Annotated in this window: 29 protein-coding genes; 16 read left to right on the forward strand and 13 right to left on the reverse strand. The window is 62.8% G+C overall.

What is annotated here, in order from left to right; all coding sequences use genetic code 11:
• Nucleotides 1–6: 6 nt before the first annotated feature.
• From NKI38_RS02815 to NKI38_RS02840, 6 genes are all read right to left on the reverse strand, one after another.
• Entirely contained in the window at nt 7–1,203 is a 1,197-nt protein-coding gene (locus tag NKI38_RS02815) for a serine hydrolase domain-containing protein (protein WP_352654604.1), read from the reverse strand.
• Between the two features lie 69 nt (nt 1,204–1,272).
• Nucleotides 1,273–2,307: an ABC transporter substrate-binding protein gene (locus NKI38_RS02820; RefSeq protein ID WP_352654606.1), complete on the reverse strand. Its 1,035-nt coding sequence runs from the start codon at nt 2,305–2,307 to the stop codon at nt 1,273–1,275.
• Nucleotides 2,308–2,329: 22 nt separating this feature from the next.
• Nucleotides 2,330–3,130: an ABC transporter permease gene (locus NKI38_RS02825; protein WP_352654607.1), complete on the reverse strand. Its 801-nt coding sequence runs from the start codon at nt 3,128–3,130 to the stop codon at nt 2,330–2,332.
• Nucleotides 3,123–4,043 carry an ABC transporter permease gene (locus NKI38_RS02830; RefSeq protein ID WP_352654609.1) on the reverse strand — a complete coding sequence of 307 codons (921 nt, stop codon included), beginning with the start codon at nt 4,041–4,043 and terminating at the stop codon, nt 3,123–3,125. Before NKI38_RS02830 ends, NKI38_RS02825 begins: the two co-directional genes overlap by 8 nt.
• A 2-nt stretch (nt 4,044–4,045) precedes the next feature.
• Nucleotides 4,046–5,140: an ABC transporter ATP-binding protein gene (locus tag NKI38_RS02835; RefSeq protein ID WP_352654610.1), complete on the reverse strand. Its 1,095-nt coding sequence runs from the start codon at nt 5,138–5,140 to the stop codon at nt 4,046–4,048.
• Nucleotides 5,141–5,281: 141 nt separating this feature from the next.
• The gene (locus tag NKI38_RS02840; RefSeq protein WP_352654612.1) at nt 5,282–6,982 is read right to left on the reverse strand and encodes an amidohydrolase; all 1,701 of its coding nucleotides are present in this window, start codon (nt 6,980–6,982) and stop codon (nt 5,282–5,284) included.
• 151 nt (nt 6,983–7,133) lie between these two features.
• Here NKI38_RS02840 and NKI38_RS02845 point away from each other — a divergent pair, with 151 nt between their 5' ends.
• The gene (locus NKI38_RS02845) at nt 7,134–7,892 is read left to right on the forward strand and encodes a TetR/AcrR family transcriptional regulator (protein WP_352654614.1); all 759 of its coding nucleotides are present in this window, start codon (nt 7,134–7,136) and stop codon (nt 7,890–7,892) included.
• 23 nt (nt 7,893–7,915) lie between these two features.
• Entirely contained in the window at nt 7,916–8,947 is a 1,032-nt protein-coding gene (locus NKI38_RS02850; RefSeq protein ID WP_352654616.1) for a histone deacetylase family protein, read from the forward strand.
• A 39-nt stretch (nt 8,948–8,986) separates the two neighbouring features.
• Here the strand turns inward: NKI38_RS02850 and NKI38_RS02855 are convergent, their stop codons facing one another.
• The gene (locus tag NKI38_RS02855) at nt 8,987–10,180 is read right to left on the reverse strand and encodes a TMEM43 family protein (protein ID WP_352654618.1); all 1,194 of its coding nucleotides are present in this window, start codon (nt 10,178–10,180) and stop codon (nt 8,987–8,989) included.
• Nucleotides 10,181–10,769: 589 nt separating this feature from the next.
• On the opposite strand from NKI38_RS02855, the gene NKI38_RS02860 reads away from it, so the two are divergent.
• Both NKI38_RS02860 and NKI38_RS02865 read left to right on the forward strand, forming a co-directional pair.
• Nucleotides 10,770–11,480, forward strand: coding sequence for a helix-turn-helix transcriptional regulator (locus NKI38_RS02860; RefSeq protein WP_352654619.1), 711 nt, complete (start codon nt 10,770–10,772; stop codon nt 11,478–11,480).
• A complete protein-coding gene (locus tag NKI38_RS02865) occupies nt 11,477–12,247 on the forward strand; it encodes a helix-turn-helix transcriptional regulator (protein WP_352654621.1) in 771 nt (256 codons plus the stop codon). Before NKI38_RS02860 ends, NKI38_RS02865 begins: the two co-directional genes overlap by 4 nt.
• Before the next feature lie 5 nt (nt 12,248–12,252).
• Here the strand turns inward: NKI38_RS02865 and NKI38_RS02870 are convergent, their stop codons facing one another.
• The 6 genes from NKI38_RS02870 to motA are packed head-to-tail and all read right to left on the reverse strand — an operon-like array spanning nt 12,253 to nt 17,131.
• Complete coding sequence (locus NKI38_RS02870; protein ID WP_352654622.1) at nt 12,253–12,729, reverse strand: BspJ family T4SS effector nucleomodulin; 477 nt, start codon at nt 12,727–12,729, stop codon at nt 12,253–12,255.
• Nucleotides 12,726–13,808, reverse strand: a complete 1,083-nt coding sequence (gene flhB / locus NKI38_RS02875; RefSeq protein ID WP_352654624.1) for a flagellar biosynthesis protein FlhB — start codon at nt 13,806–13,808, stop codon at nt 12,726–12,728. The genes NKI38_RS02870 and flhB overlap by 4 nt, the downstream gene beginning before the upstream one ends.
• Nucleotides 13,809–13,817: 9 nt before the next feature.
• A complete protein-coding gene (locus NKI38_RS02880; RefSeq protein ID WP_352632680.1) occupies nt 13,818–14,828 on the reverse strand; it encodes a flagellar motor switch protein FliG in 1,011 nt (336 codons plus the stop codon).
• 43 nt (nt 14,829–14,871) lie between these two features.
• Nucleotides 14,872–15,258 (reverse strand): flagellar motor switch protein FliN, encoded by a 387-nt coding sequence (gene fliN, locus NKI38_RS02885; RefSeq protein ID WP_023761675.1) that lies wholly within the window; start codon nt 15,256–15,258, stop codon nt 14,872–14,874.
• A 17-nt stretch (nt 15,259–15,275) separates the two neighbouring features.
• Entirely contained in the window at nt 15,276–16,223 is a 948-nt protein-coding gene (locus NKI38_RS02890; RefSeq protein WP_352654625.1) for a FliM/FliN family flagellar motor switch protein, read from the reverse strand.
• Nucleotides 16,224–16,255: 32 nt separating this feature from the next.
• Nucleotides 16,256–17,131, reverse strand: coding sequence for a flagellar motor stator protein MotA (gene motA / locus NKI38_RS02895; RefSeq protein WP_352632678.1), 876 nt, complete (start codon nt 17,129–17,131; stop codon nt 16,256–16,258).
• Nucleotides 17,132–17,279: 148 nt separating this feature from the next.
• On the opposite strand from motA, the gene NKI38_RS02900 reads away from it, so the two are divergent.
• From NKI38_RS02900 to flgH, 12 genes are all read left to right on the forward strand, one after another.
• Nucleotides 17,280–18,401 carry a DUF1217 domain-containing protein gene (locus NKI38_RS02900; protein WP_352654627.1) on the forward strand — a complete coding sequence of 374 codons (1,122 nt, stop codon included), beginning with the start codon at nt 17,280–17,282 and terminating at the stop codon, nt 18,399–18,401.
• Between the two features lie 7 nt (nt 18,402–18,408).
• Nucleotides 18,409–19,131, forward strand: coding sequence for a flagellar basal-body rod protein FlgF (gene flgF / locus NKI38_RS02905; protein WP_352654629.1), 723 nt, complete (start codon nt 18,409–18,411; stop codon nt 19,129–19,131).
• Between the two features lie 3 nt (nt 19,132–19,134).
• Nucleotides 19,135–20,538, forward strand: coding sequence for a flagellar protein export ATPase FliI (fliI, locus tag NKI38_RS02910; RefSeq protein WP_352654631.1), 1,404 nt, complete (start codon nt 19,135–19,137; stop codon nt 20,536–20,538).
• Nucleotides 20,525–21,202 (forward strand): hypothetical protein, encoded by a 678-nt coding sequence (locus tag NKI38_RS02915; protein ID WP_352654633.1) that lies wholly within the window; start codon nt 20,525–20,527, stop codon nt 21,200–21,202. The genes fliI and NKI38_RS02915 overlap by 14 nt, the downstream gene beginning before the upstream one ends.
• Nucleotides 21,203–21,282: 80 nt before the next feature.
• Entirely contained in the window at nt 21,283–21,663 is a 381-nt protein-coding gene (gene flgB / locus NKI38_RS02920; RefSeq protein ID WP_109659404.1) for a flagellar basal body rod protein FlgB, read from the forward strand.
• Nucleotides 21,664–21,665: 2 nt separating this feature from the next.
• Entirely contained in the window at nt 21,666–22,082 is a 417-nt protein-coding gene (gene flgC, locus NKI38_RS02925; protein ID WP_352632673.1) for a flagellar basal body rod protein FlgC, read from the forward strand.
• Nucleotides 22,082–22,402, forward strand: coding sequence for a flagellar hook-basal body complex protein FliE (fliE, locus tag NKI38_RS02930; protein ID WP_352654635.1), 321 nt, complete (start codon nt 22,082–22,084; stop codon nt 22,400–22,402). Before flgC ends, fliE begins: the two co-directional genes overlap by 1 nt.
• Before the next feature lie 11 nt (nt 22,403–22,413).
• Nucleotides 22,414–23,202 (forward strand): flagellar basal-body rod protein FlgG, encoded by a 789-nt coding sequence (gene flgG / locus NKI38_RS02935; RefSeq protein WP_013529795.1) that lies wholly within the window; start codon nt 22,414–22,416, stop codon nt 23,200–23,202.
• A gap of 3 nt (nt 23,203–23,205) precedes the next feature.
• The gene (gene flgA / locus NKI38_RS02940; RefSeq protein ID WP_352654637.1) at nt 23,206–23,745 is read left to right on the forward strand and encodes a flagellar basal body P-ring formation chaperone FlgA; all 540 of its coding nucleotides are present in this window, start codon (nt 23,206–23,208) and stop codon (nt 23,743–23,745) included.
• On the forward strand, nt 23,742–24,983 hold the full coding sequence (locus NKI38_RS02945; protein ID WP_352654639.1) for a flagellar basal body P-ring protein FlgI: 1,242 nt from the start codon (nt 23,742–23,744) through the stop codon (nt 24,981–24,983). The genes flgA and NKI38_RS02945 overlap by 4 nt, the downstream gene beginning before the upstream one ends.
• 9 nt (nt 24,984–24,992) lie before the next feature.
• On the forward strand, nt 24,993–25,574 hold the full coding sequence (locus tag NKI38_RS02950; RefSeq protein ID WP_352654641.1) for a MotE family protein: 582 nt from the start codon (nt 24,993–24,995) through the stop codon (nt 25,572–25,574).
• Nucleotides 25,571–26,281: a flagellar basal body L-ring protein FlgH gene (gene flgH / locus NKI38_RS02955; RefSeq protein WP_352654642.1), complete on the forward strand. Its 711-nt coding sequence runs from the start codon at nt 25,571–25,573 to the stop codon at nt 26,279–26,281. The genes NKI38_RS02950 and flgH overlap by 4 nt, the downstream gene beginning before the upstream one ends.
• The last annotated feature ends 15 nt before the right edge of the window (nt 26,282–26,296 follow it).

Consider the following 26,296-nt stretch of genomic DNA (forward strand, 5'->3'; position numbering starts at 1 on the left):
GTGGGGTCAGCTCAGTGCAGCGGCGATGGCATGCACGGCCTTCAGCGTCGCAACGGAATAGGCGACATTGCTGAAATCCGGATAGGTCGAAAGCTTCACCACGACCATACCGGTGTTCCAGTCGATATGGATCATCTGCCCGAACACGCCGCGGCACATCAGCGCGCGCGAGCGCGGGTCCTCGATCCAGAACTGGTTGCGATAGCTGCCCTCCGGCAGGCTGGGGCTGAAATCCGGCCCATGCGCGCCGTTGCGTGTCGCCTCGATCCATTCGGCCGGCACGACGCCGCCACCATTGTCGACGATCAGCTGGCCAAAGCGGCCGTAGTCGCGCAGCGTCGCGTTGAAGCCGCCGTCGGCCACCGCATAGCCGGCGCTGTCGACCGTGAAGCAGGCACTTTCATCAGCGCCGAGCTTTTGCCAGAGTTCTTCCGAAACCAGCTGCGGCAGCCGTTTGCCCGTCACCCGTTCCATGATGAAGGCAAGCACGTCGGTCTCGATCGAGCGGTATTCGAAGGCAGCACCATGCGGGCGGATCGTTTCCTTCAAGCCCAGGATCAGTTCGAACATGTGCGAGGGCCAGCGAAAGGCCGGATCGCTGTCTGGCGGCACCGGCTTCCACCCCGTGGCGACATCGACCTGGCCGATGTCCGAATAGCGGTCGGTATATTCCTCGGAGAAGCGGACGCCGCTGGTCATGTCCAGCACATGCTGGACGCTGGCCCCGGCCCAGCCGGTGGAGCTGAGTTCCGGCAAATAATCAGTGACCGGCTTGGCAGGATCGATCAGGCCGCGTCCCGCCAGTATGCCGAACACCGAACCGGTGACGGACTTCGCCATCGACTGCGACAGGTGCAGCGTGCGCTCGCCCATGCCGTTGAAATAGCGCTCATAGGCAACCTTGCCGTCCTTGAGCACCAGGAAGCCGTCCGTATAGGTCTCGTCGAGCAGCTCGGCGAGCGTTGTCGGCTTGCCCTCGCTGTCTTCGACCGCCAGCCCATTGAGATCGACCTCGGCGCGTTCAAACCGGTGGCGATGGCCATTGCCGCGCCAGACTTCGGCGGTCGGTAGAATTTCGCGGATGTGCTGGAACGCCCAACGGTTCCACGGTGGCCGGTCCCAGTCGAGCTTCGGCGGCACCATGGCGGGCGGCGAGCCCTGCATGATCGGCGGCCGCGGATCGGAGTTGCGGTAGGATTCCATGACAGCCGAGCCCCTTGAACGTAAAAACGGACCCGGCGGCGCACGCCGCCGGGTCCGTCGAAAACGCAGTTACTTCTGCAGTTCGGTCCAGATCTTGGTGTAGATCTCCTGGATTTCCGGTGAGCACATCTGCTGCAACTCGGCATGCGGCTTGTCGGCTGCCGGGATGACAACTTCCGGCGCGTCCTTCATGTCTGCCGGCATGTACTTGTCCGATCCGGTGATAGCGTTGGCATAGCGATGGAAGGCCGAGAGACCTGCCGCATTTTCCGGGTCCATGATGAAGTTCTGGAAAAGCTTGGCGTTCTCGACGTTCTTGGCTTCCTTCAGAACGACGACGTTGTCGCTCCACAGGCCAAAGCCTTCTTTCGGATAGTTGTAGTGGATGGCCGGGTTGGCCAGCCGCTGGCGCAGCGCCGAGCCGTTCCAGTCGCTGGTCGCCTTGAAGTCGCCGGCGCCCATCTTCTCGATGGTATTGTACTCCATCGCGATCCAGTTCGGCTTGGCCGCGACGAGCGTATCGCGCACCTTCTTCAGCACTTCCTTGTCGGTGGTGCATTGCTGTCCGCCGACATATTTGATCGCAGCGAAGATGACGTCGTTCATTTCGGGAACGACATTGACCTTGCCCTTCAGCTCGTCGGGGACGTTGAAGATGATGCCCCAGCTGTCGGCCGGTCCCTTGTAGGCGTCGGTGTTGACGACGACACCAACCGTGCCCAGAGCCCACGGCACCGAATATTTGCGGCCCGGGTCGAATTCCGGATTGGCCCACTCGGGCGCGACATTCTTGAAGTTCTCCATCTTGCCCGGATCGGTCTCCTGGACGAGGCCTTCCTTGATCCAGATCGGCACGTAGGTTTGCGACGGGACCGCAATGTCGAAACCGGTGCCGCCCTGGCGAACCTTGGCGAGTGCGGTGTCGTTGGAATCATAGTCGGTGATGGTCACCTTGATGTTGTATTTGGCCTCGAACTTCTTGATCACGTCGGGGCTGGTGTAGTTGCCCCAATTGTAGATGTTCAGTTCGCCGTCGGCGCGAGCCAGGCTCGTCGAAGCGAGCAATGCCAACCCCATGGCGGTTGCTGTTGTCTTCCAGTTCATGGTTCTAACTCCCATTGTCGGTTCAGTCTCGTTTCCTGCTGACGAAGAAAAACAACGTGACGATCGCGACCGAAAGCAGCAGGAAGGCGGTCGATATCGCGTTGATCTCGGGTGTGATGCCGCGGCGGATCTGGCCGAGCATGTAGGTGGGCAACGTATCCTGGCCGCCCGATTTGACGAACTCTGTGATGACGACATCGTCGAGCGAAATGACGAAGGCCAGCATCAACCCGGCCAGGATGCCGGGCCACAAAAGCGGCAGCGTGATGCGGCGGAAGGCTTTCCATGGCGTCGCGTAGAGGTCGGCGGCGGCACGCTCCAGTGTCAGGTCCATATTCTCAAGCCGCGCCCGTATCGGCAGGTAGGCGAAGGGAATACAGAACGCCGTGTGCGCGGCGATCAGATAGCCGATGCCGGAATAGCCGGTGAAGATCTTGATGCGCGAGAAGAAGATCAGCAGCGCCACGCCGGTGACGATCTCGGGCACCATCAGCGGCTGGTTGATCGCCGCATATTTGAAGGTGAGACCGGGATAGGGTGCGGTGCGCGTGGTGGCGAGCGCCGCCATGGTGGCGAAGATGGTGGAAAGCACCGCAGCGACGGAGCCGATCTGGAAGGAACGCAGCGTGGCATCGATGACCTGCGTGTTCTGCCATGCCGACTGGAACCATTTCAGCGAAAAACCGCCCCATTCGGAGGTCGAGCTCGCCGCGTTGAAGGCATAGATGACCAGCACGATGATCGGCAGATAGAGCACGATAAAGCAGGTCGCGGCGATCGCGGTGAACCCAGGCTGGTGCTTGATGGAAAAGTTCTTAGCCATGTCGCACCCCCGACTTGCCGGCGTTGCGCACATAGGCAAGCAGCGCCACCATGACGATGATCATGACGGCGATCGACAGCGCCGAGCCGAGCGGCCAGTTGCGGCCCTGCCCGAACTGCAATTCGATGAGGTTGGACAGCATCATGTTCTTGCCGCCGCCAAGTACGCTCGGCGTCACATAGGCACCAAGTGCCGGAATGAAGACCAAGATCGAGCCGGCGATGACACCCGGCTTGACCAGCGGAAAGATGATCCGCCGCAGCACCTGGAAGCGTGTCGCGTAGAGATCATAGCCCGCCTCGACTAGGCGGAAATCGAGCTTCTCCATGCTGGCGTAGATCGGCAGCACCATCAGCGGCAGATAGACATAGGCCATGCCGATCAGTATCGCCGTGTCGGTGTAGAGGATCTGGATCGGCGCCGAGATGATGCCGAGCTTGAGCAGGATCGTGTTGATGATGCCTTCGTTGCGGATGATCTGCAGCACCGCGAAGGTACGGATCAGCAGGTTGGTCCAGAACGGAATGGTAATCAGGAACAGCCAGAGATCGCGCGTCTTTTCACTGCGCGTCGCCATGAAATAGGCGGTCGGAAAGCCAAGCACCAAGGTGGCGATGGTCGTCACCACTGCGAGCTTGATGGAGCGCAGGAAGATGGTGACATGGGCGGCGGCAATCGAAAGCGTATCGTCAAAGATATCGCGTTCCAGAAACACTGCTATCCATGCTTCCGGCGAGAACTGCCACTTCACGTCGCCATAGGAGCCTGGCGTCAAGAACGAGTAGACGAGCACGATCAGCAACGGGCCGGTCGCGGCGAGAAAAATGGTCAACAGCGCCGGGGCTGACAAAAGCCAGCGGTCACGGATATCGCGCCGTTCCGCTGCCTTGGCGACTTCTTCCGCGGTCGCCATCGTCAGTCCTTCAGGACCTGGGCGGCATCGCTGCCGATGAGGATGCCGACCGTGTCGCCCTTCTCGAAACCACAACCCGCGCTGCGCGTGTTCTGCTGGCGTACGGTGAAGAGTTCGCCGCTCTCGAGATGAACATGGATGTGGGTGTCGGTGCCGAAATAGACAATGTTGTCGACTGTTCCGGACAATTCGCCCTTGCCCTTGGTCAGCTTGGCGTGTTCGGGCCGAACCACGACCGTGGCGTTGGCCTTAGGCTGGAAACCTTGGGCCACGGTCGCCTCGATGGTCGCTCCGGATTTGAGCGTCGCGCGCGCCTTGCCGTTGGCCATCTGGCTGATGGCGGCCGTAAGGAAGTTGGTTTCGCCAATGAAGTCGGCAACGAAGCGTTCGGCAGGCTTGTCGTAGATATCCCAGGGCGAACCGACCTGCAGGATCTTGCCGGACGACATCACCGCGATGCGGTCCGACATGGTCAGCGCTTCCTCCTGGTCATGGGTGACGAAGATGAAGGTGATGCCGGTTTCGTGCTGCAGCCGCTTCAATTCGATCTGCATCTCCTTGCGAAGCTTGTAGTCGAGCGCCGACAAGGGTTCGTCGAGCAGCAGCACTTTCGGCTGAGGTGCGAGCGCCCGCGCCAGCGCCACGCGCTGCTGCTGGCCGCCGGAGATCTGGCTGGTGCGACGGCCGGCGAGTGCCTCCATCTTGACCAGCTTCAGCATCTCGGCGACGCGCGCCTTGATCTGGGCTTTCGGCTTGCCCAGCATTTCCAGGCCAAAGCCGATATTGTCGGCGACCGTCATGTGCGGGAACAGCGCATAGGACTGGAAAACAGTGTTGACCGGCCGCTTGAACGGCGGCAGCAGGGCGATGTCCTGGCCATAGAGCAGGATTTCACCAGCGGTTGGGAAGTCGAAGCCGGCAATCAGCCTGAGCAACGTCGTCTTGCCGCAGCCGGATGGGCCCAGCAACGTGAAGAACTCGTTCTCGCGGATGGATACCGAGACCGTATCGAGGGCAGCGACCTGCCCCTCACCTGATCCAAAAATTTTGCTGACATTTACTACTTCAATCGCATTCCGATCCGGTTTGTCCGGCACGATTACGCCTCACTGTTGACCCCGCTCTTGCTGGCGGAGTTCTTCCCCTGTTCGATGTGACCACATGGCCGGTGGGTTGGCAAGCCCGGCATTGGGTCACAGTTCAGTCAGTCATCGAGGCCTGCAAGCCCCATGCCATAGTCAGGCCTGATAGGTGATCTTGCCGCCGCAAATCGTCGTCACCGGTCGGACTTTGTGCAGATCGGCCGGGGCGGTTTTCTCGATATCCATCGACAAAACCACCAGATCGGCCATGTAGCCTGACTTCAGCGTGCCCTTGCGGCGTTCGGCAAATTCGGCGTAAGCGCCCTCGACCGTGTAACCGGCGATCGCTTCATGCAGTGAGAAACTCTGGTCCGGGTCGCTTTCTGCCCACGGCTTGCGCAACACTGCCGCCTGAATGCCCAGGATCGGATCGATCGGCGACACCGGCCAATCCGATGCGAAGACGACATGCGCGCCGGCATTCTTCAGTGTTCGCCAGGCATAGCTCAGCGGCCAGCGCGACGGCCCGATGCGCGACACCGTCGGCTCCAGCGGAAAGTCCATGGCGCCTGGCGGATGCGGCGGCTGCATGGAGGCGATGACGCCGAGTTCTGCGAAACGCGGCACGTCTGATGTGGTGGTGACCTCGATGTGCTCGACCCGGTGGCGGCTGTCGCGCTTGCCGTTCGCCTTCTGCGCCGCCTCATAACCGTCGAGCACCGCGCGCACCGCGCCGTCACCGATCGAATGCACGGCGATCTGCAGCCCGCGCTTGTCGACCGCGACGGCAAGGTCGATGAATTGTTGCGGCGTGAACAAAGGCTCGCCGACCCAGTCGGGCCGGTCGGCATAGGGCTCGACCATGACAGCCGTCCAGGAATCGAGCACGCCATCGTAGAACACCTTGACCATGCCCGACGACAGCCATTCGCTGTTGTAGCGTTCGGCCATATCAGATGCCTTGTCGAGCATGTCGAGCGTCATGAAATTCTTGTAGTGGAACGGGATCTGAACGCGGCAGGGCAAGCCTTCCTCGGCTTCGATCTCGGCCAGCAGCTCAAGCTGATAGAGGTTGCCATCCATGTTCTGGATCGAGGTGATGCCATGGCGCGCGCACCAGGCGAGCCCGCGCCGCATGATATCGCGGTCGGCGGCCCGCTCGGCCGCCGTCGGCATCGGATCCGGCTCGCCGCCGGTCGACAGCCCCAGCCGCACCCGGCTTTCGCCGGCAAGGTCGAGCACCGGGCCGAAGGCCTCGCCTTCGCGCAATTCACCGGCGGCCAGACCATCATCACCTATGACGATCTCATTGCCCGGACCGAGCGTGCGCCCGTGCAGGATGCCGGCCATCTCCAGCGCCTTGGTGTTGGCCCACATGGTGTGATGATCGGGCGCGGCCATACAGAACGGGCGATCAGGCAAAATGGCGTCGAGGTGATGGCGCGTCACCCGCTCGTTGCCGAGTACGGTGTAGTCAACGCCCTGGCCGACCAGCATCGGAGCATCAGGCCGCGTCGGCGCATAGTCGCGGATCGCCTTTTGCAGCGCCTCGAAGCCGTGGACCCCGACAAGCTGGAGATGAGCAAGCTCTGCCCCGCCTGAAAACAGATGCATGTGGGCTTCGATGAAGCCCGGCAAGACCGAGCCGCCCTTGGCGTCGATGATCTTGGTAGCCGGTCCCCTGAGCTCTTCGATGGAGGCGCGGCTGCCGATGGCGACGATGGCGCCGTCCTTGACGGCAACGGCGCCGTCCTTGACGGCAACGGCTTCGGCGGCGGGGTTGTCGTCGTCCATAGTCTGCACACGACCGTTGATGACGATCAGATCCGCATTGTGCCCCGCACCTGTGACAGACATCGCGACTCCGCGCTTTTGACGACTGACTGGACCGACAGACTTGTCCAACGACCTGCCACTCCACCGGAGCGGCGCCACGGACGAAAAAGAATGCCAGTGCGCTGTCTTGGAAATTCCCCTTGTCATCCCAAGAGGCAGCGTGGGATAAAGAATGCGACTGATTATTCGCGTTTGTCAACATGCGGAATCTGGAATGTATTGTGGACAGCACGCTCTGCCCATGTTGAGACCGGGCGGGGAACGAGGACATCAAGCCGTGAAGCGCAGTCTCGACCGCAAAACCAGGATAGCGCTCGAACCGCGCAAGCAGCCGCGGCAACAACGGTCGAGCAAGGTGGTCGACAGGATTCTCGACGCGGCGCTGATCTTGACGCGGGAGCAAGGAACCAGGACGCCGACGACGCTCGCTATTGCGCAGCGCGCAGGCTTGTCGGTCGGCTCGGTCTACCAATACTTTCCCAACAAGGAAGCCATTCTTCTGGACCTCGCCCGGCGCTGGCTGTCATCCTTTCCCGAGGTCATCGCGAGGCGCATCAAGGCCGCCCCGCCCACCAACCGCGAAGAGTTTCGGCGGGAAGTGCGCAAGCTCTTCGTCGATACCTCCAGGATATATCTCGAAAACGCCACCCTGATGCCGGTGATCGAGGCCATATCTGGCAATGCCGACCTCAGGCCGATCCAGGACGAATATGACGAGCAGATCATCGCCCTCTACGCCGCCTGGCTGCAGCATGTGAACCCGGCTCTTGAAGACAAGATCGCCAGCCGGCTGGGTGTGCTGATGATGGACGTCGGGCACGCCTGCCGGCTTGTCGGGCTGAAAAGAGACCGCAAGACATACGACCTCATCGAGGACGATGTGGAAAGAATGTGGCTCGCTTTGGTGAGCCCCTATCTCAACCTTGACTGACTTCGCACTTCGAGAGGAATTTCATGAAGACTGTCTATTCGCCGCTTCATGCTGGCCATGCCGGCCAGATGGAACTCGTCACCTCGGCCATCGTTCCGGGTTTCGAAAAGCCCTCGCGGGCCGAATTCATCAAGGCGCGGGTCGAAAGCGAGAAACTGGGGCCGATCGTCCTGCCGCTCGAGCATGATCTCGCCGCCGCCAAGCGCATCCACAAATCAGACTATATCGACTTCCTGCCGACGGTCTGGCCGCTATGGGTGGAAGCCGGCCTGACGGGCACGGCGATGCCCTTCACCTGGCCGACGCGCGGCCTGCGCGGCGACGTGCCGCCGAAGCGCGTCGACGCCCTGCTCGGCTACTATTCCTTCGACGCCGGTGCCACCTTCGTCGAAGGCACATGGGCCGCGATCAAATCGTCCTATGACGTGGCGCTGACCGCCGCCGGCCTGGTCAAGGACGGCGAGGCTTCCGCCTTCGCGCTCTGCCGTCCGCCCGGCCACCATGCCGGTGCCGGCTTCATGGGCGGCTATTGCTACATCAACAACGCCGCCGTCGCCGCGCAATGGTTCCGCGACCAGGGTGCCAAACGCATCTCGATCCTCGATGTTGACTACCACCACGGCAACGGCACCCAGGAGATCTTCTATGACCGTGCCGACGTCCAGGTGCTCAACCTGCATGGCGATCCCCTTGTCGAGTACCCGTTCTTCCTCGGCCATGCCGACGAACGCGGTGCCGGTGCCGGCGAAGGCTTCAACATCAATTATCCGATGCCCTTCGGCACCGATTGGGACGCCTGGAACGCCTCGCTCGAGAACGCTTGCGCCAAGCTTGCCGCTTATGCACCGGATATCGTCATCGTCTCGCTCGGTGTCGATACGTTCGAGAAAGACCCGATCAGCCAGTTCAAGCTGAAAACATCAGACTACCCAAAGATCGGCCGCCGCATCGCCAAGCTCGGCCTGCCGACGCTGTTCGTCATGGAAGGCGGCTATGCCGTCGAGGAGATCGGCGTCAACGCCGTCGGCGTGCTGACCGGTTTCGAGGATCGGTAAGAATGAGCGCCGAACGGCGGTAGCCGTTCGGCGTTCGACCTAGGTTGCCGCTCCGGTGTTCGGCACTGCAACCGGCGCAACTGCTTTGCGCGAGCGGCCGAAGTAGTAGACCGCCGCCGCCGCGATGACACCGGCCGCAAGGATACCCGCCGCCAGAACCGGCCGATACCAGAACCAGGCAATGGCGATCGTCGTCGTGCCGACCAGGATCGCCAGGAAGAAGGCGATGATGCCGGTTCCCATCCGCGCCATACTGCCGAGGAACGGGATGACGTCGAGGATCACGCCGATCGGGCTGAGGAACAGGCCAAAGCCGATCGTCAGCAACAAAAGGCCGGCGGCGCGCAGCAGCCAGGTGATCAGCGTGTTTGCGCTGACCGCCTCGGCGAACATCTTGTCGGCCGGGACAGTGCCGGCGTCGACCATCAGCAACGCATCGCCCGCCTCTGTCTGGTAGGGCTCGAACCGGCTGCCGGCCTGGCGCGCGACGATGCTGATCACGCCGAGCGGCGCCAGCTCATAGCCGATGCGGTAGTCGCCCAGCGTCGGCGTCGTCGTGTCCGCGCCGAGATAGATCTTGCCGTCAACGACGCTGAGCGGCCTGGCGCCTGTATAGGCGGCCTTGATCGCGGCTGACTGGTCGGCCGACAGCGAATAGTCCTTGTCGCCCTCGATGCGATCAAGCACCGGCTGATCAAGCGTGAAAGCGCCAAGCTTGCCCTCCGGAATCTGGAAGGTCCGGCTGTGGATCGCCATCGGCGGATTCTGGTGGCCGTCCGGCTTCTTGAAATCCGATGAGTCGATCTGGCTGTCGTCCCACACCTTCGAATAGCTGTAGGTGGTCACCGTCTCCTCGCCGCCGCCAAGCTTCTTCGTGGTCTCGGATTTGGACTCCTCTTTCCACTGATACATCTCGACGCCGCGCGACAACCGCAGCCCTTGCGCCGCAATGCCGAAATCCGGATCCGCGAGACCACTGTCCGCCGTCACCGGGCCGCTGACATGCACCAATTTGCCGTCATTGGCGGCATCGACGCTGTCAGCGCTGGCTGAAACCACGGCGCCGGCCCCTTCGGCCAGCGAGCGTGCCGTCTGCACCGCGCGGCCCTCGTTCCAGAACAGCCCGATCACCATCAGCACGACCAGAAGCAGGCCGAAGACGACCCCGCCGACCGCGCGCTTGATCCGCCCGAACCACGAGACGGATGTTACTTCCCGAAATGAATCGCTCATTGTTTCCCCCGAAACCACTAGTGCTAAAATTTGTGCGCGGCCGGCGGCCGCGCATTGAACCTATCAATCAGCGTGGATCTGCGTACCGCCCCATGCCGATGGCCGCCAATAAGGGCTACCCATCTCGCCCGGTCGGATCGAAGGGACGCCCCATCCCTGTCGATCAGCGAAAACTATCGGAATCGATCAGTCTTCGATACGGCAGCTTTGCAACAAGGTCCGGGTTTTTTTGTGCCGACGTTTCAGGTGCGTCAGGGCGGCAAAAACGGCTTGGAGTCCGCCTCTGAGTCGTACGTGAGTCCACCGGATTCGATTTTGTCAAATCGCGTTTGATGTCGGATTCAACTGCGGGTAGATTAGACCCGAATCAGCCGGTCCTCGGGGGGCGCGGCGACCACCCAAAGTCTCTTGTTCCGGAGCTTTTCCGGCACCAGACGCGGACGGCTTCGCGTTCCCCGAATGGATTCGGATCTGGTTGGCGCAGCCCTGCGCCACGCGTGTGTCTTCGTCAAAGTAATGCGTATTCGGGTTCGGCGGCTGGCTTCCAGCATCCGGACAGCAGAAACGATTCCGGCCAAAAGCAACAAGAATGAGCAGTCCCGCCGCGCTACTTCAATCCGACACATTGGGCTCGCGCCTGACGTCGCGCGGCGATCTCACCAGCTTTTTCATGCAACTGACCGCCGAGATCGGCGCCGACAGCTATATGCTGGTCGCGATCGTCCATGACCAGGACCGCAACGATGCGCGCATCGTCTCGTCCAACTGGATTTTCGACGCCATCGAGCTGACCGGCAAGCGGCTGATCGCCGGGCTTGCACAAGGCGCGCTCACCGTCGCGCCCGGCATCCGTCCGATCGCTCTGGTGGCATCCCAGGCGCCCGAGACTGACGGATTGATCACCGGTGAGGAAGCGCGCCTTCTCGACGTGCTTGGCCATGCCGAGATCTATTCGCTGCGCCTCAATGTCGGCCGCCAGCGCCTGTTCGCCCTGTTCTCCGCGGCGACCGCCGGAAGCATCGACCAGCCGGCGCTGATGAGGGCGCAGCTGAAATGCTGCTACGCGCTTTCGCATATCCCGCAATTGATTGCCGCCGCCGCCATGCAGGATCCGCTGTCGGATCGCGAGCGCGAATGCCTGTTCTGGGTCTCCGAGGGCAAGACCACCGACGAGGTCGCCGTTATCCTTGGCGTCTCCTCCAACACCGTCAACAGCTACATCACCCACGCCATCCAGAAGTTCGCGGCCAGCAACCGCGCGATGGCCATCGCCACGGCGATCAGGAGCGGCATCATTTGAAACACGCCGACATCAAGGAGGCTGCCGAAGCCCTTTTCAACGAGCAGCGCAATCCGTTCGGCGCCTTTTCGCTCGGCTCCGAAACCCATCACGCCGTCACCATTCCCGATGCCGTGCGACGCTGCCGCTGGATCGCTGTCGACATCAACGCCTCCGCCTTTGGCCTGTTCTTCGTCAGCCCCTCGCCCGAACGCGCACGGCTCGTCCCTTGCCTTGATTCCGACTACCCCGGCATTGCGGTGGCGACGAAATTCATTTCAGGCGCCAATGGCGAGGAGGTCGTGCGCCACACCCGCATCTCGACCGAACCGCGCTGGTGGACAGACGATGGCCTCGCCGCCATGGCGGAGATGTTCGGCAATCTCGCCTGGACCGAGCAGATGGCGCCGCTGGCGCCCGGCACCAGCGGCATCGCGTTTCCCGTCCACGCCGACCGTGGGCAGTGCGGCCTTGTCGTGTTCCTCGGATCGGAGATCACCTTGCCGCAGGACGCGCTCTACGAGATCCACGCCCGCTGCTTCTCGCTGTTCGCCGCCGTCGCCCGCATCCGCCCTGGCGATGCCGGCAGGACGCGCGCGATCTCCAAGCGCGAACTCGAATGCCTGAAACTGACCGCCAATGGCAACACCAGCGAGGAGATCGCCCGGCTGCTGAAACTGTCGGTGCACACCGCCAACCAGTATCTGACCCAGTCGACCCAAAAGCTCAACGCGGTCAACCGCAACCAGGCCGTTGCCAAGGCGCTGCGGCTTGGCCTGATCGAATAAGGCAACTATAGGATTGGCCGGCGGCCGTCGGAAGCGATCGATGTTCCGCGAAAGGCCAGCGGCTCGACCTTGCGGATACGCGCCTGTTCGATCACCGCCTCGAGCAGCGCCGTGTTGTGCTCCGGGTCTTCGCCCGGCTTCTCGAACGACACGTAGTTGACCACCACCGAAGCGCCGTTCTCGCTCAGCGTCAGTTGGAAATAGACGGTGACGCCAGGCGGCCTCAGCTCCAGATCGAGCACGATGCGCGGGTTGCCGCTCCAGTCGACATGCGCCTCGCCGCCATGGCCGAGCCGCAGCGTGCCTGGCAGGAAGAACAGCTCCACCGCTGAATCGACCAGATCCGACAGGCACGCGAAATGCTCCAGCCGGATGAAGGCGATATAGTCGGCGACATCGATCAGCCTCAGTTCCCCCACCACTTGCTCGATGGCGCTGGCAACGATGATCTCGCGGGATTTTGCGTGCGGTTGACGGTTCATGAAATCTGTCTGCGCTCAGCCTTTTTCGAGTAGACGATCCGCACCAGTTCGGCGACGGCCTGGTAGAATTGCGATGGGATCACACTATCGACCGAAACTTGCTTGTACATGGAGCGGGCGAGCGCCACATCCTCGAAGATCGGGATGTTGTTTTCGCGTGCGATCTCGCGGATTTTCAGCGCCACCAGATCCTGGCCCTTGGCCAACACCATTGGTGCCGAGTCCTCGTCGCGCACGTACTTGAGCGCGATCGAGAAGTGCGTCGGGTTGGCGATGATCAGCGTCGCGCGCGGCACCGCTGTCATCATCCGCTTGCGCGCCCGGTCACGCGCCAGCGAGCGCAGCCGCGACTTGACGATGGGGTCGCCTTCGGACTGTTTGAACTCGTCCTTGACCTCCTGCTTGCTCATGCGCAGATCCTGCTTCCAGTGGAAGCGCGACCAGACGATGTCGACCGCCGCGATCAGCCCCATGACGAAGACGATCGCCACCAGTATGTCGACGGCAATGCCGCGGATGACGAGTCCGAAAGCGACCGGATTGGTGATCATGCCGGCGAGCAGCTTGCGGTGATCTTCCGACAAAGTGAAGCTCAGCACGACGATGGCAAAGCCGACCTTACCGAGTGATTTCAGGAACTCGACCCAACCCTGAATGCCGAACAGCCTGTTCCAGCCCTTGGCGATCGAGATACGCGACAGTTGCGGCCGCACCCGCTCGCCGACGAATTGCGGCATGTTCTGGAACACCGAGGCGCCGATACCGGCGACAGTCAGCAGCACCATCAGGCTCAGGACGGCGCGACCCACTTCGAGGAGGACGATCTTGTAGAGCGCGATGACATCGGTCTCGGTGTCCATCGGCCAGGCTTCCGGCTTCTCCAGGAACATCGACAGGAACATGCCGAGATCGATGATCGCGTCCTTGGCGTAGAAAACGGTGAACACCAGTATGGCAACGAACGATGCAAGGAGCGCCGTTTCCCGCGAATGGGGCAGTTTGCCCTGTTCGACAGTGTCGCGGATCTTCTTTTCCGTCGCCTCTTCGGTTTTCGAATCCTTGTCGACCGCGTCAGCCATGGCGCGGCTTTAGGCGGCGTCTTGGGTCGACGGAAGTTCGAAGGCGCCTTCGCGCGACAGCCGGATCGTCGTCGTCACGATCGTCTTGCGTGCTGCTGTGATATCGGCGAGAGGAATCCCTTCCGAACCTTGTCCGAGTTCGGCTTCGATCATGCGCCGCGACCGCGCGCCGATCGCCGACAGCACGGATTCGGCAAGTCCCGCTTGCGCGCCGCGCAGGGCCAGCGTGACCAGTTCGGTCGACAGTCCGTCGAACAGCAGCACCCGTGCCTTCTGGGTGAGCAGCGGCAGGTCGTCGAAGGCAAACAGGCGGGCCCGCACACCATCGAGGTCGGGCGTGCCGGCAGCCTCCAGATCCTGCATGACCTCCTCGAGCAGCGGCTTGTCCAGTTCGTTGAGAACGCTGGCGACACGCGCCTGCCCTGCAGAAGTATCTTTGGTCGAGGTTTCCGCCAGCACGCTGGTGCGCAGCCGGTTTTCGACGATTTTGCTGGCGGTGTCCGGAACATTGGCCATCGTCACCATGCGCTTGATGATTTCGCCACGCATCGGCTTGGTCAGTGTCAGCAGCACGCTCGCCGCAACCTGCGGCGCCAGCTTGGACAGCACCATGGCCGCGGTCTGCGGATGCTCGCCGGCCAGGAAGGCGCCAAGCCGCGCCGGTTCGAGCTTTTCGAGCTCTGGCCAGATCGGCGGCGGGCCTTCCGGGGCGACCTCGAATCTCTTGTCGCCCATGATCGCGCTCATCTCTTCGGGCGACAGCGACTCATTGAGGATGGTGTCCATCCTATCGGCGGAATCGAGCAATCCCGCCCCTTCGGTGAACTCGGCCTCGAACTCGGCCACGATTCGCTCGAGATCGCTTTGCGGAATCGTCCGCAGCAGGCGGGCGCCCTCGATCAGCGCCTTCAGTTCTTCCTGCTTGAAGAATTTCAACAGGCGGCTGGCCGATGGCTTGCCCATCGCCACCAGAATGGCGGCTGCTTTCTGCGCGCGGGTCAAGGTAACCGGCGTCGTCATGCCACTCGCCTCTGCTGCCACCGGCAAGCTCCGCAATCCATATCTAGGCGCCCTTCGTGCCGGCAATGATCTCGGTCAGCCTGATGCCGAAGCGCGACGGATCGCTCTCCAGCACGGTGATCTCGCCGCGCGCGATCTTGCGGCCGTTGACCACGACGTCGACGGGTTCGCCGATACGGCGATTGAGTGCCACCGTCGACCCCTTCTGCAGCGCCATCAGATCGGAGACCGGCATCTCGGTGCTGCCGAGGATGATCTGGACATCGACGGGGATGTTCATGATGACGCTCGAATTGGCGCCGGAAGCGGCCCTGAACGCCGCGTCTGGGCGTTGTTCCTCTTCGTGCAGGACCCCGCGCAACTCTTCGATGGCACGATCGAGCTGCTCGTCCGGCTGGTCGAGGTCGGCTTCCACCTTGGTCTTGGCCATCAAATCGTCTCCAAATGTCAGGCGCGGCCGGCAGAAGCCGGCATCAGCGCTTCGATAAAGTCCTGCCCTGCATCGTAGGGATGCTTGATTCGGACGGTGTAATTCTGTCCCAGTTTGCCGAACTCGCACACGAACAGCGTCTTGCCGTGGGCACTGAGACGCGCCTGGGATTGCGCCGTTTCCTCGAATTCGATGACTTGGCCGACGTCGAAGTTGGCGAGGTCGCCGAGCGTCAGCCGGGCCAGCGGCATGGTGGCTTCGAGCGCTACCGTTGAGCGCATAACCTCTTCCGAAAAGCGCGCGCGCCAGCTGGCGTTTTGATCCTTCTCGCTGACGGCGGCAACGCTGTCCCGACCGGCCAGCACGATGCGCTGCGGCATCGTCACGGTGATGCTGCCGCTGTCGGCCGGCGTCGAGATGCCGAGGACGATGCGCAGTGCGGCGCCGTCGCGCAGCACGTGTCGCTTGGCCTCCATGCCAGACATCGCCCGCGGCGCCGGAAGCCGTAGCTCAAGCGAGCGCCGACCAGATCCGTTCAGCGCCTGCGCGACTTGCTGAAACACCATCGTCGAGACGTCGGTCTCGATCGGCGACAGATCACGCTCGATCGGCGACACCGGCATATCCGGGTCACCCCCAAACAGCGTCGAGACCATGATGGCGATCGCGGCGCCATCGATGACGAGGGTCACTGCATCGGAAGACGCTGGCGAGGCAACGACGGTCATCGCGAAATTCTCACCGGCGCGGGAACGCGCCTCGGGTACGCGGCTGATCTCGATCGCTTTGAGATCGACAATGACCGGAACGCCAAGTTCGCCAGTCAGGCTTTTCTGCAGCAGCGGCACAGCGCGCTCGGCCATGGCGCGGCCTGCATCGATGACCTGCGCGGCCTCGCCGCTGTCGCCGACGAGGCGCTCGATGATCAGCGAACGCGCTTCCGATGGGCTGCCTGGACTGGTCATGACAGTGGTGGGACCATTCTGTCGCGCATCGTTCAGGCGGCCTTCTTTTCGACGGCGCCGGTGTTCATCGTGCTCTGCTCGACGGCGTCGATCGTCGGCCGTTCATACGACGATATGGTCTTGCGGCCGAACTCGATCGCCACCTGCGGCAGCGCACCGTTCATGTAGGCCAGCAGCGTCTGCTTGACGATGATGTAGAGGCGATTCTTCTTCTCACGCACCGTCTTGATCTTGGTGGCGACAGGCCCGACCACCGAATAGGACAGGAAGATGCCGAGGAACGTTCCGACAAGTGCGGCACCAATCAGACCGCCGAGGATTTCCGGCGACTGGTCGAGCGCGCCCATCGCCTTGACCACGCCGAGCACGGCGGCGACGATGCCGAGCGCCGGCAAGCCATCGCCCACCGCCACCAGCGCGTGATAGGCCTTCATCTTGTCGGACTTGATGGTCTGGATTTCTTCGTCCATCAGCGCCTCGATCTCGTGCGAGCGGGCGTTGCCGATGATGATGATGCGGCAGTAGTCGCAGATAAAATGTGTCAGGTCATGGTTATGCAGCACAGTCGGAAACGCTTGGAAAATCGCCGACTCTTCCGGATTGTCGATATGCGCCTCGACCTCGCTGCGGGATTTCGACCGCAACTCGCGCATCAGTGAGTGCAGCACGCCGAGCGTTTCGAGATAGTCCTGCTCCTTCGGCACCGCCTGCCTGAAGGCTTCGAGAATGCCCTTGCCGGTGTCCTTGACCGTCTTCATCGGATTGGCGACGAGAAAGGTGCCAAAAGCCGCGCCACAGATGATCACGGCCTCCCATGGCTGTATCAGCACGCGAAGATGACCGCCCATGGCCATGAAGCCGCCAAGGACGCAGCCGAGCGTCACCACCAGTCCAATCAGAATGCCCACGACAGGTCCTTCCGCATTTCACATCGCGAGCAAGGGATAGCCCCCGTGCCTTGTGTGAGGCTTGAATCGAAGCCACTGGATCCGATTCAGTTTCGCGCAAGGAAGTAGGGGTATTGTCCCGACATAGCTTCGGCCGGAGGCACGTCTTTTGCTTAACACCTTTACCAGCTACCAGCTCATCACCAAGGACATTTCAAAGTCGCTCGACAGGATCGAGCAGCAGCCTGTGGTTGATCGCGACACCAAATATTATCTCGCCAACATCACCAAGGTGAAATCGATCGACGATTTCGTCAAGAATGACCGTTTGTTCAAATATGCCATGAAGGCCTACGGGCTCGAGGACATGGCCTACGCCAAGGCCTTCATGGTCAAGGCACTGAAGGAAGGCGTCTCCGATCCCGACAGCTTCGCCAACAAGCTGACCGACAAGCGCTACGCCGATTTCGTCAGCGCCTTCAATTTCGCCGCCAACGGTGCCGATACGACCACCTACAACAAGACGCAGCAGATGGTGACCAAGAACTACGCCATCCAGGCGAAAATCGCCGGCCTCGATCCGAATTCGGACTATGTGAAAGGCGAGACGACATACTATCTCGCCAACATTACCAAGGTGAAGTCGATCGACGATCTGATGTCGAACAATCGGCTCTACACATACGCGCTGGCGTCATTCGGTCTCGATTCGGCGACGGAGGACAAGGCCCTCATCAAGCGGGTTCTGCAAAGTGGCGTCCGCGATCCTGGCAGCGTCGCCAACAAGATGACGGACAAAACTTACGCCGCACTTGCCTCCGCCTTCAACTTCGAACAATACGGCGAAGCGGCCACCACCATCAATCCGGCACAGCAGCCTACCGTCGACAAATACATGCGCCAGACCCTCGAAGAGGACGCCGGCAAGACCAACCAGGGCGTGCGGCTGGCGTTGTATTTCGACCGCAAGGCATCGGCTATCACCAGCTGGTACGACGTGCTGGCCGACACCGCGCTGGCCACCGTCGTGCGCACCGTGCTCGGGCTGCCCGATTCCTTCGCCACTGCCGATGTCGACAAGCAGGCGCAGCTGTTCGAGCAGAAACTCGACATCTCGGATTTCTCCGACCCCGAGAAGCTCGGCAAGTTCCTGACGCGCTTCACCAGCATGTACGAGATCAACAACCCGACCTCATCGGCCGTGACCTCGGTCAGCGTGCTCTTCGCGCAGCCGATCACGGTCGGCATCTCCACCGACCTGATGATGGCCATGCAGAAACTGAGGTTCTGAGAACATCATGCGGGATAGCCTCTACGTCGCCCTTTCCTCGCAGATCGCGCTCGAGCGCCGCCTCGACACGATCGCCGACAACGTTGCCAACGCCTCGACGATCGGCTTTCGCGCCACCGGCGTGAAGTTCGAGGACGTCGTCTCCGGCACCGGGCAGAAATCGGTGTCCTTCGCGTCCTCCGGCAAGACCTATCTTTCCGGCGCCCACGGTGCTTTGAGCGAGACCGGAAATCCCTTCGATTTCGCCATCCAGGGCGATGCCTGGTTCGCCATAGAGACGCCGGTCGGCACCGTCATGACCCGTGACGGGCGCTTTTCGATGAACGAGAACGGCGAGCTGATGTCGATCGAGGGTCACCCGGTGCTCGACGCCGGCGGCTCGCCGATCCAACTCGACCCCCGCAACGGTCCGCCCAAGGCCGGGGCCGACGGTTCGCTGCGCCAGAACGATCAGCTTGTCGGCTCCATCGGCCTCTACAATTTCGATCCAGGCGAGAATTTCGTCCGCTACGGCAATTCCGGCATCGTTCCGGCGCGTACGCCCGAGCCTGTCACCGATCGCTCCAATATTGGTGTCGCCCAGGGATTTCTCGAAGAATCCAACGTCAATCCGGTGCTGGAGATCACCCGGCTGATCATGGTCCAGCGCGCCTTCGAGAACACCGCCGCACTGATGCGGCAGACCGACTCCTCCACCGACGAGGCGATCAAGACGCTCGGCTCGAAATAGCCCATGTCGCTCGGCCAGCCATCCATCCGCGCTCTCGAAAAACAGCTCCAGCCGGGGCCGGAAGACCGGCTTGCCGCGTTGGAGCGCATATGGCGGCGTTTCGCCGACGCCGAGGCGCTGCTCAAGCGCGGCGGCCGCGTCACCGAAGTCACGCCCACGCACTACAAGGTGCACGGCCTTTCCGACTTCGCCAGGCTGGGCGACATCGTCGAGCAGCGCGGCCATGGCGGCACGCGCCGCGGCGAGATCGTCAAGATCAGCCGCGACGAGGTTGTAGTAGCCCCCTTCGAACGCAGTGCCGATGCCGGCATCGGCGATGCCGTGTTCCGCCGCGGTCCGCTTGCGGTGGCGCCGCATGCCTCGTGGCGCGGCCGCACCATCGACGCGCTCACCAGGGCGATCGATGGCGGCATGCCGCTCGTCAGGGGTGACGATGCATCGAGCGGCGCCCAGAAGACACCCGGCGCCATGTCGCGGCAGCGTGTCGGCACCGCCTTCATGACCGGCGTCAAGGTCATCGACATCTTCACGCCGCTCTGCTTCGGCCAGCGCCTGGGCGTCTTCGCCGGTTCTGGCGTCGGCAAGTCGACGCTGCTCGCCATGCTTGCCGGCGCCGACGCATTCGACACCGTCGTCGTGGCGCTCATCGGCGAGCGCGGCCGCGAAGTCCGCGAGTTCCTGGAGGACACGATCGGCGACAGCATGGCCAAGACTGTCGCCGTCGTCGCCACCAGCGACGAGAGCGCCATGATGCGCCGGCGCGCGCCGGACACCGCTATGCGCGTCGCCGAGCATTTTCGCGACCAGGGCCATCGCGTGCTCCTGGTGCTGGACTCTATCACCCGCTTCGCCCACGCGTTGCGCGAGGTGGCGACGGGAACCGGCGAGCCGCCGATCGCCCGCGGCTATCCGGCTTCGGTGTTCACCGAACTGCCCAAGCTGCTTGAACGCGCCGGACCAGGCACCGAAGGCAAAGGATCAATCACAGCCATTATTTCCGTGCTGGTCGACGGCGACGACCACAACGACCCCGTCGCCGACTCCGTGCGCGGCATCCTCGACGGTCACGTCGTGCTCGATCGTAGCATCGCCGAACAGGGCCGCTACCCGCCGGTCAATCCGCTGTCGTCCATATCGCGGCTGGCCGGCAAGGCCTGGAGCACCGAACAGCGCGCGCTGGTGACAAGGCTGAAGTCGATGATCTCGCGCTTCGAGGACACGCGCGATATCCGCCTGCTGGGTGCCTATCAGGGCGGTGTCGACGCCGAACTCGATATTGCCGTGCGCCAGGTGCCGCTGATCTACGAAGCGCTGACGCAATCGCCGAAGGACCGCCCGTCAGCCGATCCGTTCTCCGACCTCGCCCGCCACCTCAAGAGCAAGTTGAACGCCGATGCCGGAGACTGAACGCCAGTACACCGAGCGCGTCCTGCGCGACATGATCGCCGAAGCCAAGGCCGCCCAGGAGACCGAGGCCAGCCGCGACTCGGCCATCAACGACCTGTTTTCGCCGCGGAAATGGCAGCAGTCTTCCGGGCACGAATGGCCGCAGCCGCCAAAGGCGCAGTTTCCCAGGCTGAAGAAAAAGTCCGACCGACGCAGCGATGTCGTCATTGCAGCGCTCGGCATCACGCTCGGGCTGATCTGCGCCCTGTTTCCCTGGTACATCTTCTTCAACCAGGAACAGTTTGGCGTCCAGGCAATGAAGTTCGGCGGCTCCGGAACCAATTCGGGACGGGCGGGCGGCGGTGTGGTCGCCCAACGCAGTGCGCCGCTGACGGCGAAGGACGTTCCCGCGGCCAATCTCGATCTGCTCGCCACGGGAGCGGTGCAGGACAATGCCGATCCCGCGTCGGCACCCGACGATCAACCCTTTCCGGCCGACGCCGCGAAATTTCGCATGGTCCATGTCGCCAATGGCCGCGCGATGATCGAGGACGATGCCGGCCTCTGGATCGTCCAGCGCGGCTCGATACTGCCAGATTCCAGCCTGGTGTCTTCCATCGAGCAGCGCAAAGGCAAATGGGTCATGGTCACCAGCACCGACCAGGTGATCGAGCTTTCGCGATAACAGCCCTCCGGCCTCTGGTCGTTCGCAAGGCCCGCGCAAGACTCGCGGCCTAGTCTCTGAGTACCTGCTCGGAGATTCCCATGGAGCCCGTTTCCCTTTTCGACCTCGCCGCCAAGCAAGCCCAGTGGCTGGCCGTGCGCCAGTCCGCCGTCGCCGGCAACATCGCCAATGCCAACACGCCGGGCTACACGGCAAACGACGTCGAGCCGTTCGAAAAGGTGCTCGACCGTACCGCTGTGTCGCTGCAGGCCACGCAGGCCGGCCATCTCGGCAACGCCGCGACCAATGCCGGCTTCACCATCAAGCCGCAGGAAGATGACGGCGTCGTCATGCCGTCCAAGAACTCGGTCGTGCTGGAAGACCAATTGCTGAAGGCCGGCGAGGTACGCCGCTCCTTCGAGCTTAACACGGCGATCGTCAAGGCGTTCCATTCGATGATGATGATGGCGGTTAAGAGCTGACCATGGACGCGCTCACCGCAGCCCTCAAAGTCGCAGCATCCGGCCTCGGCGCCCAATCGGAGCGCCTGCGCGTCGTTTCCGAAAACCTCGCCAACGCCCAGTCGACCGGCACCGCGCCCGGCTCCGACCCCTATCGTCGCAAGACCATCAGCTTCGTCTCCGAACTCGACCGGACCTCCGGCAGCTCGACGGTTGCAGTGAACTCGATCGACCGTGATCCAGGCGACTTTCCGGTCGAGTTCCAGCCCGGCAACGAGGCCGCCGACGAGAAGGGCTACGTCAAGATGCCCAACGTCAACGTGCTGATCGAAATGGCCGACATGACCGAGGCCAACCGCTCCTACGAGGCCAACCTTCAGGTCGTCAAGCAGGCGCGCGACCTGATTTCCATGACCATCGACCTGATGAGGAACCAGTAATGATCAGCGGTATCGGAGCCCTTCAGTTCAAGTCGTCGATCGGCGGTGACGACGCGGTGACAAGCCTGCTGCAGGGCGGCGCGACGGCCGGTGGTAATGTCGGCACCTCCTTCGCCGAGGCGCTGAGCCAGGCGGCCTCCAAGACCGTCAGCACGCTGCAGAATGCCGAGCAGGTGTCGATGCAGGCGCTCAGGGGCGACGCCGACACCCGTCAGGTGGTCGACGCCGTGATGAGCGCGCAGCAGGCGCTTCAGACCGCCGTCGCCATCCGCGACAAGGTGGTTTCCGCCTATCTCGAAGTCAGTCGAATGGGCATCTGAGGAATCCCGCCATGAAAGCACTCGCCATCGCCGCCACCGGCATGAATGCCCAGCAGACAAATCTGGAAGTCATCGCCAACAACATCGCCAACATCAACACCACCGGCTACAAGCGCGCCCGTGCCGAATTTTCCGACCTGCTCTATCAGGTCGATCGCACGCAGGGTGTGCCCAACCGCTCCAACGCCTCGCTGGTGCCGGAGGGCGTCTCGATCGGCCTCGGCGTCAAGACGACGGCCGTGCGCAACGTGCACACGCAGGGCGAACTGACCAGCACCGGCAACAGTTTCGACCTGGCGCTGACCGGCAGGGGCTGGTTCCAGATCGAGGGTGCAGACGGCGGCACGCTCTACAGCCGCGCCGGCGCGCTCAACACCAACGCCACCGGCCAGCTGGTGACGGTCGATGGCGCTGCCGTCATTCCGGCCATCAACGTCCCCGTCGATGCCGTCGAGGTCATCGTCAACAAGACGGGGCAGGTCTTCGCCCGCATCGACGGCCAGACCGACCTGCAGAACCTTGGCCAGCTTCAGATCGCCAACTTCGCCAACGAGGCAGGCTTGGCGCCGCTCGGCGACAATTTGTTCCAGGAAACCACGGCTTCGGGGCCGGCGAATGTCGGTGTCCCGGGCGACCCCGGCTTCGCCACCATCCAGCAGGGCTATCTCGAAGCCTCCAACGTCGACCCGGTCAAGGAAATCACCGAGTTGATCTCGGCGCAGCGCGCCTATGAGATGAACTCCAAGGTCATCCAGGCCGCCGACGATATGGCCTCCGTCGTCTCCAAGAACATCCGGTAACGCATGATGTCGACGCCCGGCCTCCTGTCCGCATTTCGCCGCACCGCGCTCGTCCTTGCGCTGGTGACCGGCGGCATGCCGGCCTTTGCCCAGGAATCGACAAACCAATCGACAAGCCAATCGGCCACTCAGATCGCCAGCAATCAACCTGTCGGCGAGGTGGTGCTGATTCCCAACCGGGTCATCTATCCCGGCGAGACCATCGGGCTCACAGCCCTGAAACAGGTGACCCTCATCGCCGGCAAGCACAAGCCGGACGCGGTCGTCACACGGGCCGAGGATCTCGACGGCAAGATCGCCAAGCGCACGCTGCTGCCCGGCCGCTACATCCCTTCCACCGCCATCCGCGAAGCCTGGCTGGTCGAACAGGGTGCGTCCGTGCAGGTCTTCTTCATCGCCGGCGGACTGACGATCTCGGCAACCGCCGTGACGTTGCAGCCAGGTGCCGCGGGCGACCTCGTCAAGGTTCGCAACATCGACAGCGGCAAGATCCTGTCCGGCACGGTGATGGCGGACGGAACCATCCAGGTCAGCGCTTCATGATGCGCGGCCTTGCCCTGATATTGGCCGCCGTGATTGGCCTGCAGCCGGCGCTGGCCGACGGCCTGACGCCGAAGGCCAAGCGCGAGCTCGCCGCCAAGAATGGCGGCGTCTACGACGATCCCGAATATGATCCGGCCGCCACCAGCCGCATGTTCCGGGTTTCGTCCGGGCCGAGTTCGCTGCCGCCGGGCCAGGTCGCGTCGCGCATCAAGGACATCGCCCAGCTGCAGAGTTCGCGCGACAACCAGTTGGTCGGCTACGGCCTGGTCATCGGCCTTGCCGGTTCGGGCGATAGTCTGCGCAACTCGCCGTTCACCGAACAGTCGATCCGCGCCATGCTCGAAAATCTCGGCATAGCCACCGAAGGCGGTCGCGCGCGCGCCAAGAACGTCGCCGCCGTCATCGTCACCGCCAACATGCCGCCCTACGTGCAGTCGGGCGCCCGCATCGACATCGACGTCTCCTCGATGGGCGACGCGACCTCGCTTTCCGGCGGCACGCTGATCATGACGCCTTTGAAAGCGGCGGACGGCGAAATTTATGCCGTCGGTCAGGGCTCGGTCATCGTGTCCGGCTTCACCGCCAAGGGCCAGGCCGAGCAGTTGACGCAAGGCGTGCCGACCTCCGGCCGCGTGCCGAATGGCGCCATCGTCGAGCGAGCTGTCCAGGCCGAGTTCGACGACCAGGCGACACTGACGCTGCAACTGCGCAATCCCGATTTCTCGACCGCGATCCGCATTGCCGACGCCATCAACGACTACACCAGCCAGCGCTTCGGCATGCGGGTGGCGGCCGAGCGCGATTCGCGCACCGTGCAGATCAGAAGGCCAAAGGGTGTTTCGGCGGCTCGCTTCTATGCCGAGATCGAGAACCTGGTGGTCGAATCCGACACGCCGGCCCGTGTCGTCATCGACGAGCGCACCGGCACCATCGTCATCGGCAACGACGTCAAGATCTCGCGGGTCGCCATCAGCCACGGCACGCTCACCGTGCGCATCACCGAAGCACCACGCGTTGTCCAGCCCGAGCCCTTCTCCAAGGGCGAGACCGCCGTCGAACCGTTCACCGCCATCGAAGCCAGCCGGCCCGATGCCAGCGTCGCCGTGCTTGACGGACCCGATCTCCAGACCCTCGTTTCCGGCCTCAACCGTCTCGGCGTCAAGCCGGACGGCATCATTGCCATTCTGCAGGGGATCAAATCGGCCGGCGCCCTGCAGGCCGACCTGGTTCTGCAATAGGCGATGCCGATGACGCGCTCCTTCTCACGCCATGAAAGACATCGCCCCGGCGCGATTCTGCTCGCGACCGCCGTTCTCGCGGCTCTGCTCTTTGCCGACGATGCCGCACGCGGCGAGGAAACGGTCCGCCAGGTCTTGCCGGGAGCACCGGTCGCGGCGACGCCGCAGCAATTGACGCGGGAAAAGGCACCCGACCAAAGCGAGATCGAGCGCTTCTGCTCCAACATCGCCGACGCCGCCCGCGACCGCCGCTATGTCTTGCAGGCTGAGGAACTGAAGCAACTCCAGGCCGGCATTGACGAGCGCATGAAAGCCTTGGATGCAAAGAAAGCTGAATACGAGACCTGGCTGAAACGGCGCGAGGTTTTCCTGGCCCGGGCGGAAGACGGCGTCGTCCAGATCTATGCCGGCATGAAACCCGACGCCGCTGCCGAGCGGCTGGCCATCGTCAACGCCGATCTGGCGGCGGCCATATTGATGAAGCTCGATTCACGCAAGGCGAGCGTCATCCTCAACGAAATGGACCAGAAGGCTGCGGCGACGCTCACCGGCATCATGGCCAGCGCAGCCCGAAGGGTAGATCCGTCATGATCCGCAAAATGCTCGTCCTGTGCGCGGTCGCCATGCTGTCCGGTTGCGGAACCAACCTGAAGGAAGTCGGCAGGGAGCCGGCTTTGTCGCCGGTCGGCTCCGGCATCGACGACGCCAGCTCCGGCTCCCTCTATCGCTATCCGGAAACGCCGCCGGCGCCGCCCAGGAAATTCTCGTTGTGGGATGACCGCCAGAGCCGGTTGTTCACCGACCCGCGGGCGCTGTCCCAAGGCGACATCCTGACCGTCAAGATCAAGATCAATGACCGGGCCAACTTCAAGAACCAGAACGACAGGAGCCGCACCGCCAACCGCAAGCTCGGTTTCGACATCAGCGCGCAATGGGACAAGGTTGGCAGCACCGCCGGCAAGGGTGCTGGCTCTCTCAACTCCACCACGGACACAACGGCCGATGGCGAGATCAAGCGATCGGAAACCCTGGAACTCAATGTCGCCGCCATCGTCATCGATGTCCTGCCGAACGGCAACTTGATGATCAAGGGGTCGCAGGAAGTGCGCGTCAACGCCGAGCTCAGGGTGCTGACACTCGCCGGCATCGTGCGGCCGGCCGATATCGGCGCCGAGAACACCATTCCCTACGAACGCATCGCCGAAGCCCGCATCTCCTACGGCGGACGCGGCCGCATCACCGAGGTCCAGCAACCTGCCTACGGCCAGCAGATTCTCGACCAGGTTCTTCCGTTCTAGGATTGGGGAACACGG

The organism is Mesorhizobium sp. M0621 (assembly GCF_040320745.1).
GTDB lineage: Bacteria > Pseudomonadota > Alphaproteobacteria > Rhizobiales > Rhizobiaceae > Mesorhizobium.

Bases quoted from the DNA above. Each gene is read 5' to 3' on its own strand.
- NKI38_RS02815 (WP_352654604.1), bottom strand. From the start codon at position 1,203: ATGGAATCCTACCGCAACTCCGATCCGCGGCCGCCGATCATGCAGGGC.
- NKI38_RS02820 (WP_352654606.1), bottom strand. From the start codon at position 2,307: ATGAACTGGAAGACAACAGCAACCGCCATGGGGTTGGCATTGCTCGCT.
- NKI38_RS02825 (WP_352654607.1), bottom strand. From the start codon at position 3,130: ATGGCTAAGAACTTTTCCATCAAGCACCAGCCTGGGTTCACCGCGATC.
- NKI38_RS02830 (WP_352654609.1), bottom strand. From the start codon at position 4,043: ATGGCGACCGCGGAAGAAGTCGCCAAGGCAGCGGAACGGCGCGATATC.
- NKI38_RS02840 (WP_352654612.1), bottom strand. From the start codon at position 6,982: ATGTCTGTCACAGGTGCGGGGCACAATGCGGATCTGATCGTCATCAAC.
- NKI38_RS02845 (WP_352654614.1), top strand. From the start codon at position 7,134: ATGCGACTGATTATTCGCGTTTGTCAACATGCGGAATCTGGAATGTAT.
- NKI38_RS02850 (WP_352654616.1), top strand. From the start codon at position 7,916: ATGAAGACTGTCTATTCGCCGCTTCATGCTGGCCATGCCGGCCAGATG.
- NKI38_RS02855 (WP_352654618.1), bottom strand. From the start codon at position 10,180: ATGAGCGATTCATTTCGGGAAGTAACATCCGTCTCGTGGTTCGGGCGG.
- NKI38_RS02860 (WP_352654619.1), top strand. From the start codon at position 10,770: ATGAGCAGTCCCGCCGCGCTACTTCAATCCGACACATTGGGCTCGCGC.
- NKI38_RS02870 (WP_352654622.1), bottom strand. From the start codon at position 12,729: ATGAACCGTCAACCGCACGCAAAATCCCGCGAGATCATCGTTGCCAGC.
- flhB (WP_352654624.1), bottom strand. From the start codon at position 13,808: ATGGCTGACGCGGTCGACAAGGATTCGAAAACCGAAGAGGCGACGGAA.
- NKI38_RS02880 (WP_352632680.1), bottom strand. From the start codon at position 14,828: ATGACGACGCCGGTTACCTTGACCCGCGCGCAGAAAGCAGCCGCCATT.
- fliN (WP_023761675.1), bottom strand. From the start codon at position 15,258: ATGGCCAAGACCAAGGTGGAAGCCGACCTCGACCAGCCGGACGAGCAG.
- NKI38_RS02890 (WP_352654625.1), bottom strand. From the start codon at position 16,223: ATGACCAGTCCAGGCAGCCCATCGGAAGCGCGTTCGCTGATCATCGAG.
- flgF (WP_352654629.1), top strand. From the start codon at position 18,409: ATGCGGGATAGCCTCTACGTCGCCCTTTCCTCGCAGATCGCGCTCGAG.
- fliI (WP_352654631.1), top strand. From the start codon at position 19,135: ATGTCGCTCGGCCAGCCATCCATCCGCGCTCTCGAAAAACAGCTCCAG.
- NKI38_RS02915 (WP_352654633.1), top strand. From the start codon at position 20,525: ATGCCGGAGACTGAACGCCAGTACACCGAGCGCGTCCTGCGCGACATG.
- flgB (WP_109659404.1), top strand. From the start codon at position 21,283: ATGGAGCCCGTTTCCCTTTTCGACCTCGCCGCCAAGCAAGCCCAGTGG.
- flgC (WP_352632673.1), top strand. From the start codon at position 21,666: ATGGACGCGCTCACCGCAGCCCTCAAAGTCGCAGCATCCGGCCTCGGC.
- fliE (WP_352654635.1), top strand. From the start codon at position 22,082: ATGATCAGCGGTATCGGAGCCCTTCAGTTCAAGTCGTCGATCGGCGGT.
- flgG (WP_013529795.1), top strand. From the start codon at position 22,414: ATGAAAGCACTCGCCATCGCCGCCACCGGCATGAATGCCCAGCAGACA.
- flgA (WP_352654637.1), top strand. From the start codon at position 23,206: ATGATGTCGACGCCCGGCCTCCTGTCCGCATTTCGCCGCACCGCGCTC.
- NKI38_RS02945 (WP_352654639.1), top strand. From the start codon at position 23,742: ATGATGCGCGGCCTTGCCCTGATATTGGCCGCCGTGATTGGCCTGCAG.
- NKI38_RS02950 (WP_352654641.1), top strand. From the start codon at position 24,993: ATGACGCGCTCCTTCTCACGCCATGAAAGACATCGCCCCGGCGCGATT.
- flgH (WP_352654642.1), top strand. From the start codon at position 25,571: ATGATCCGCAAAATGCTCGTCCTGTGCGCGGTCGCCATGCTGTCCGGT.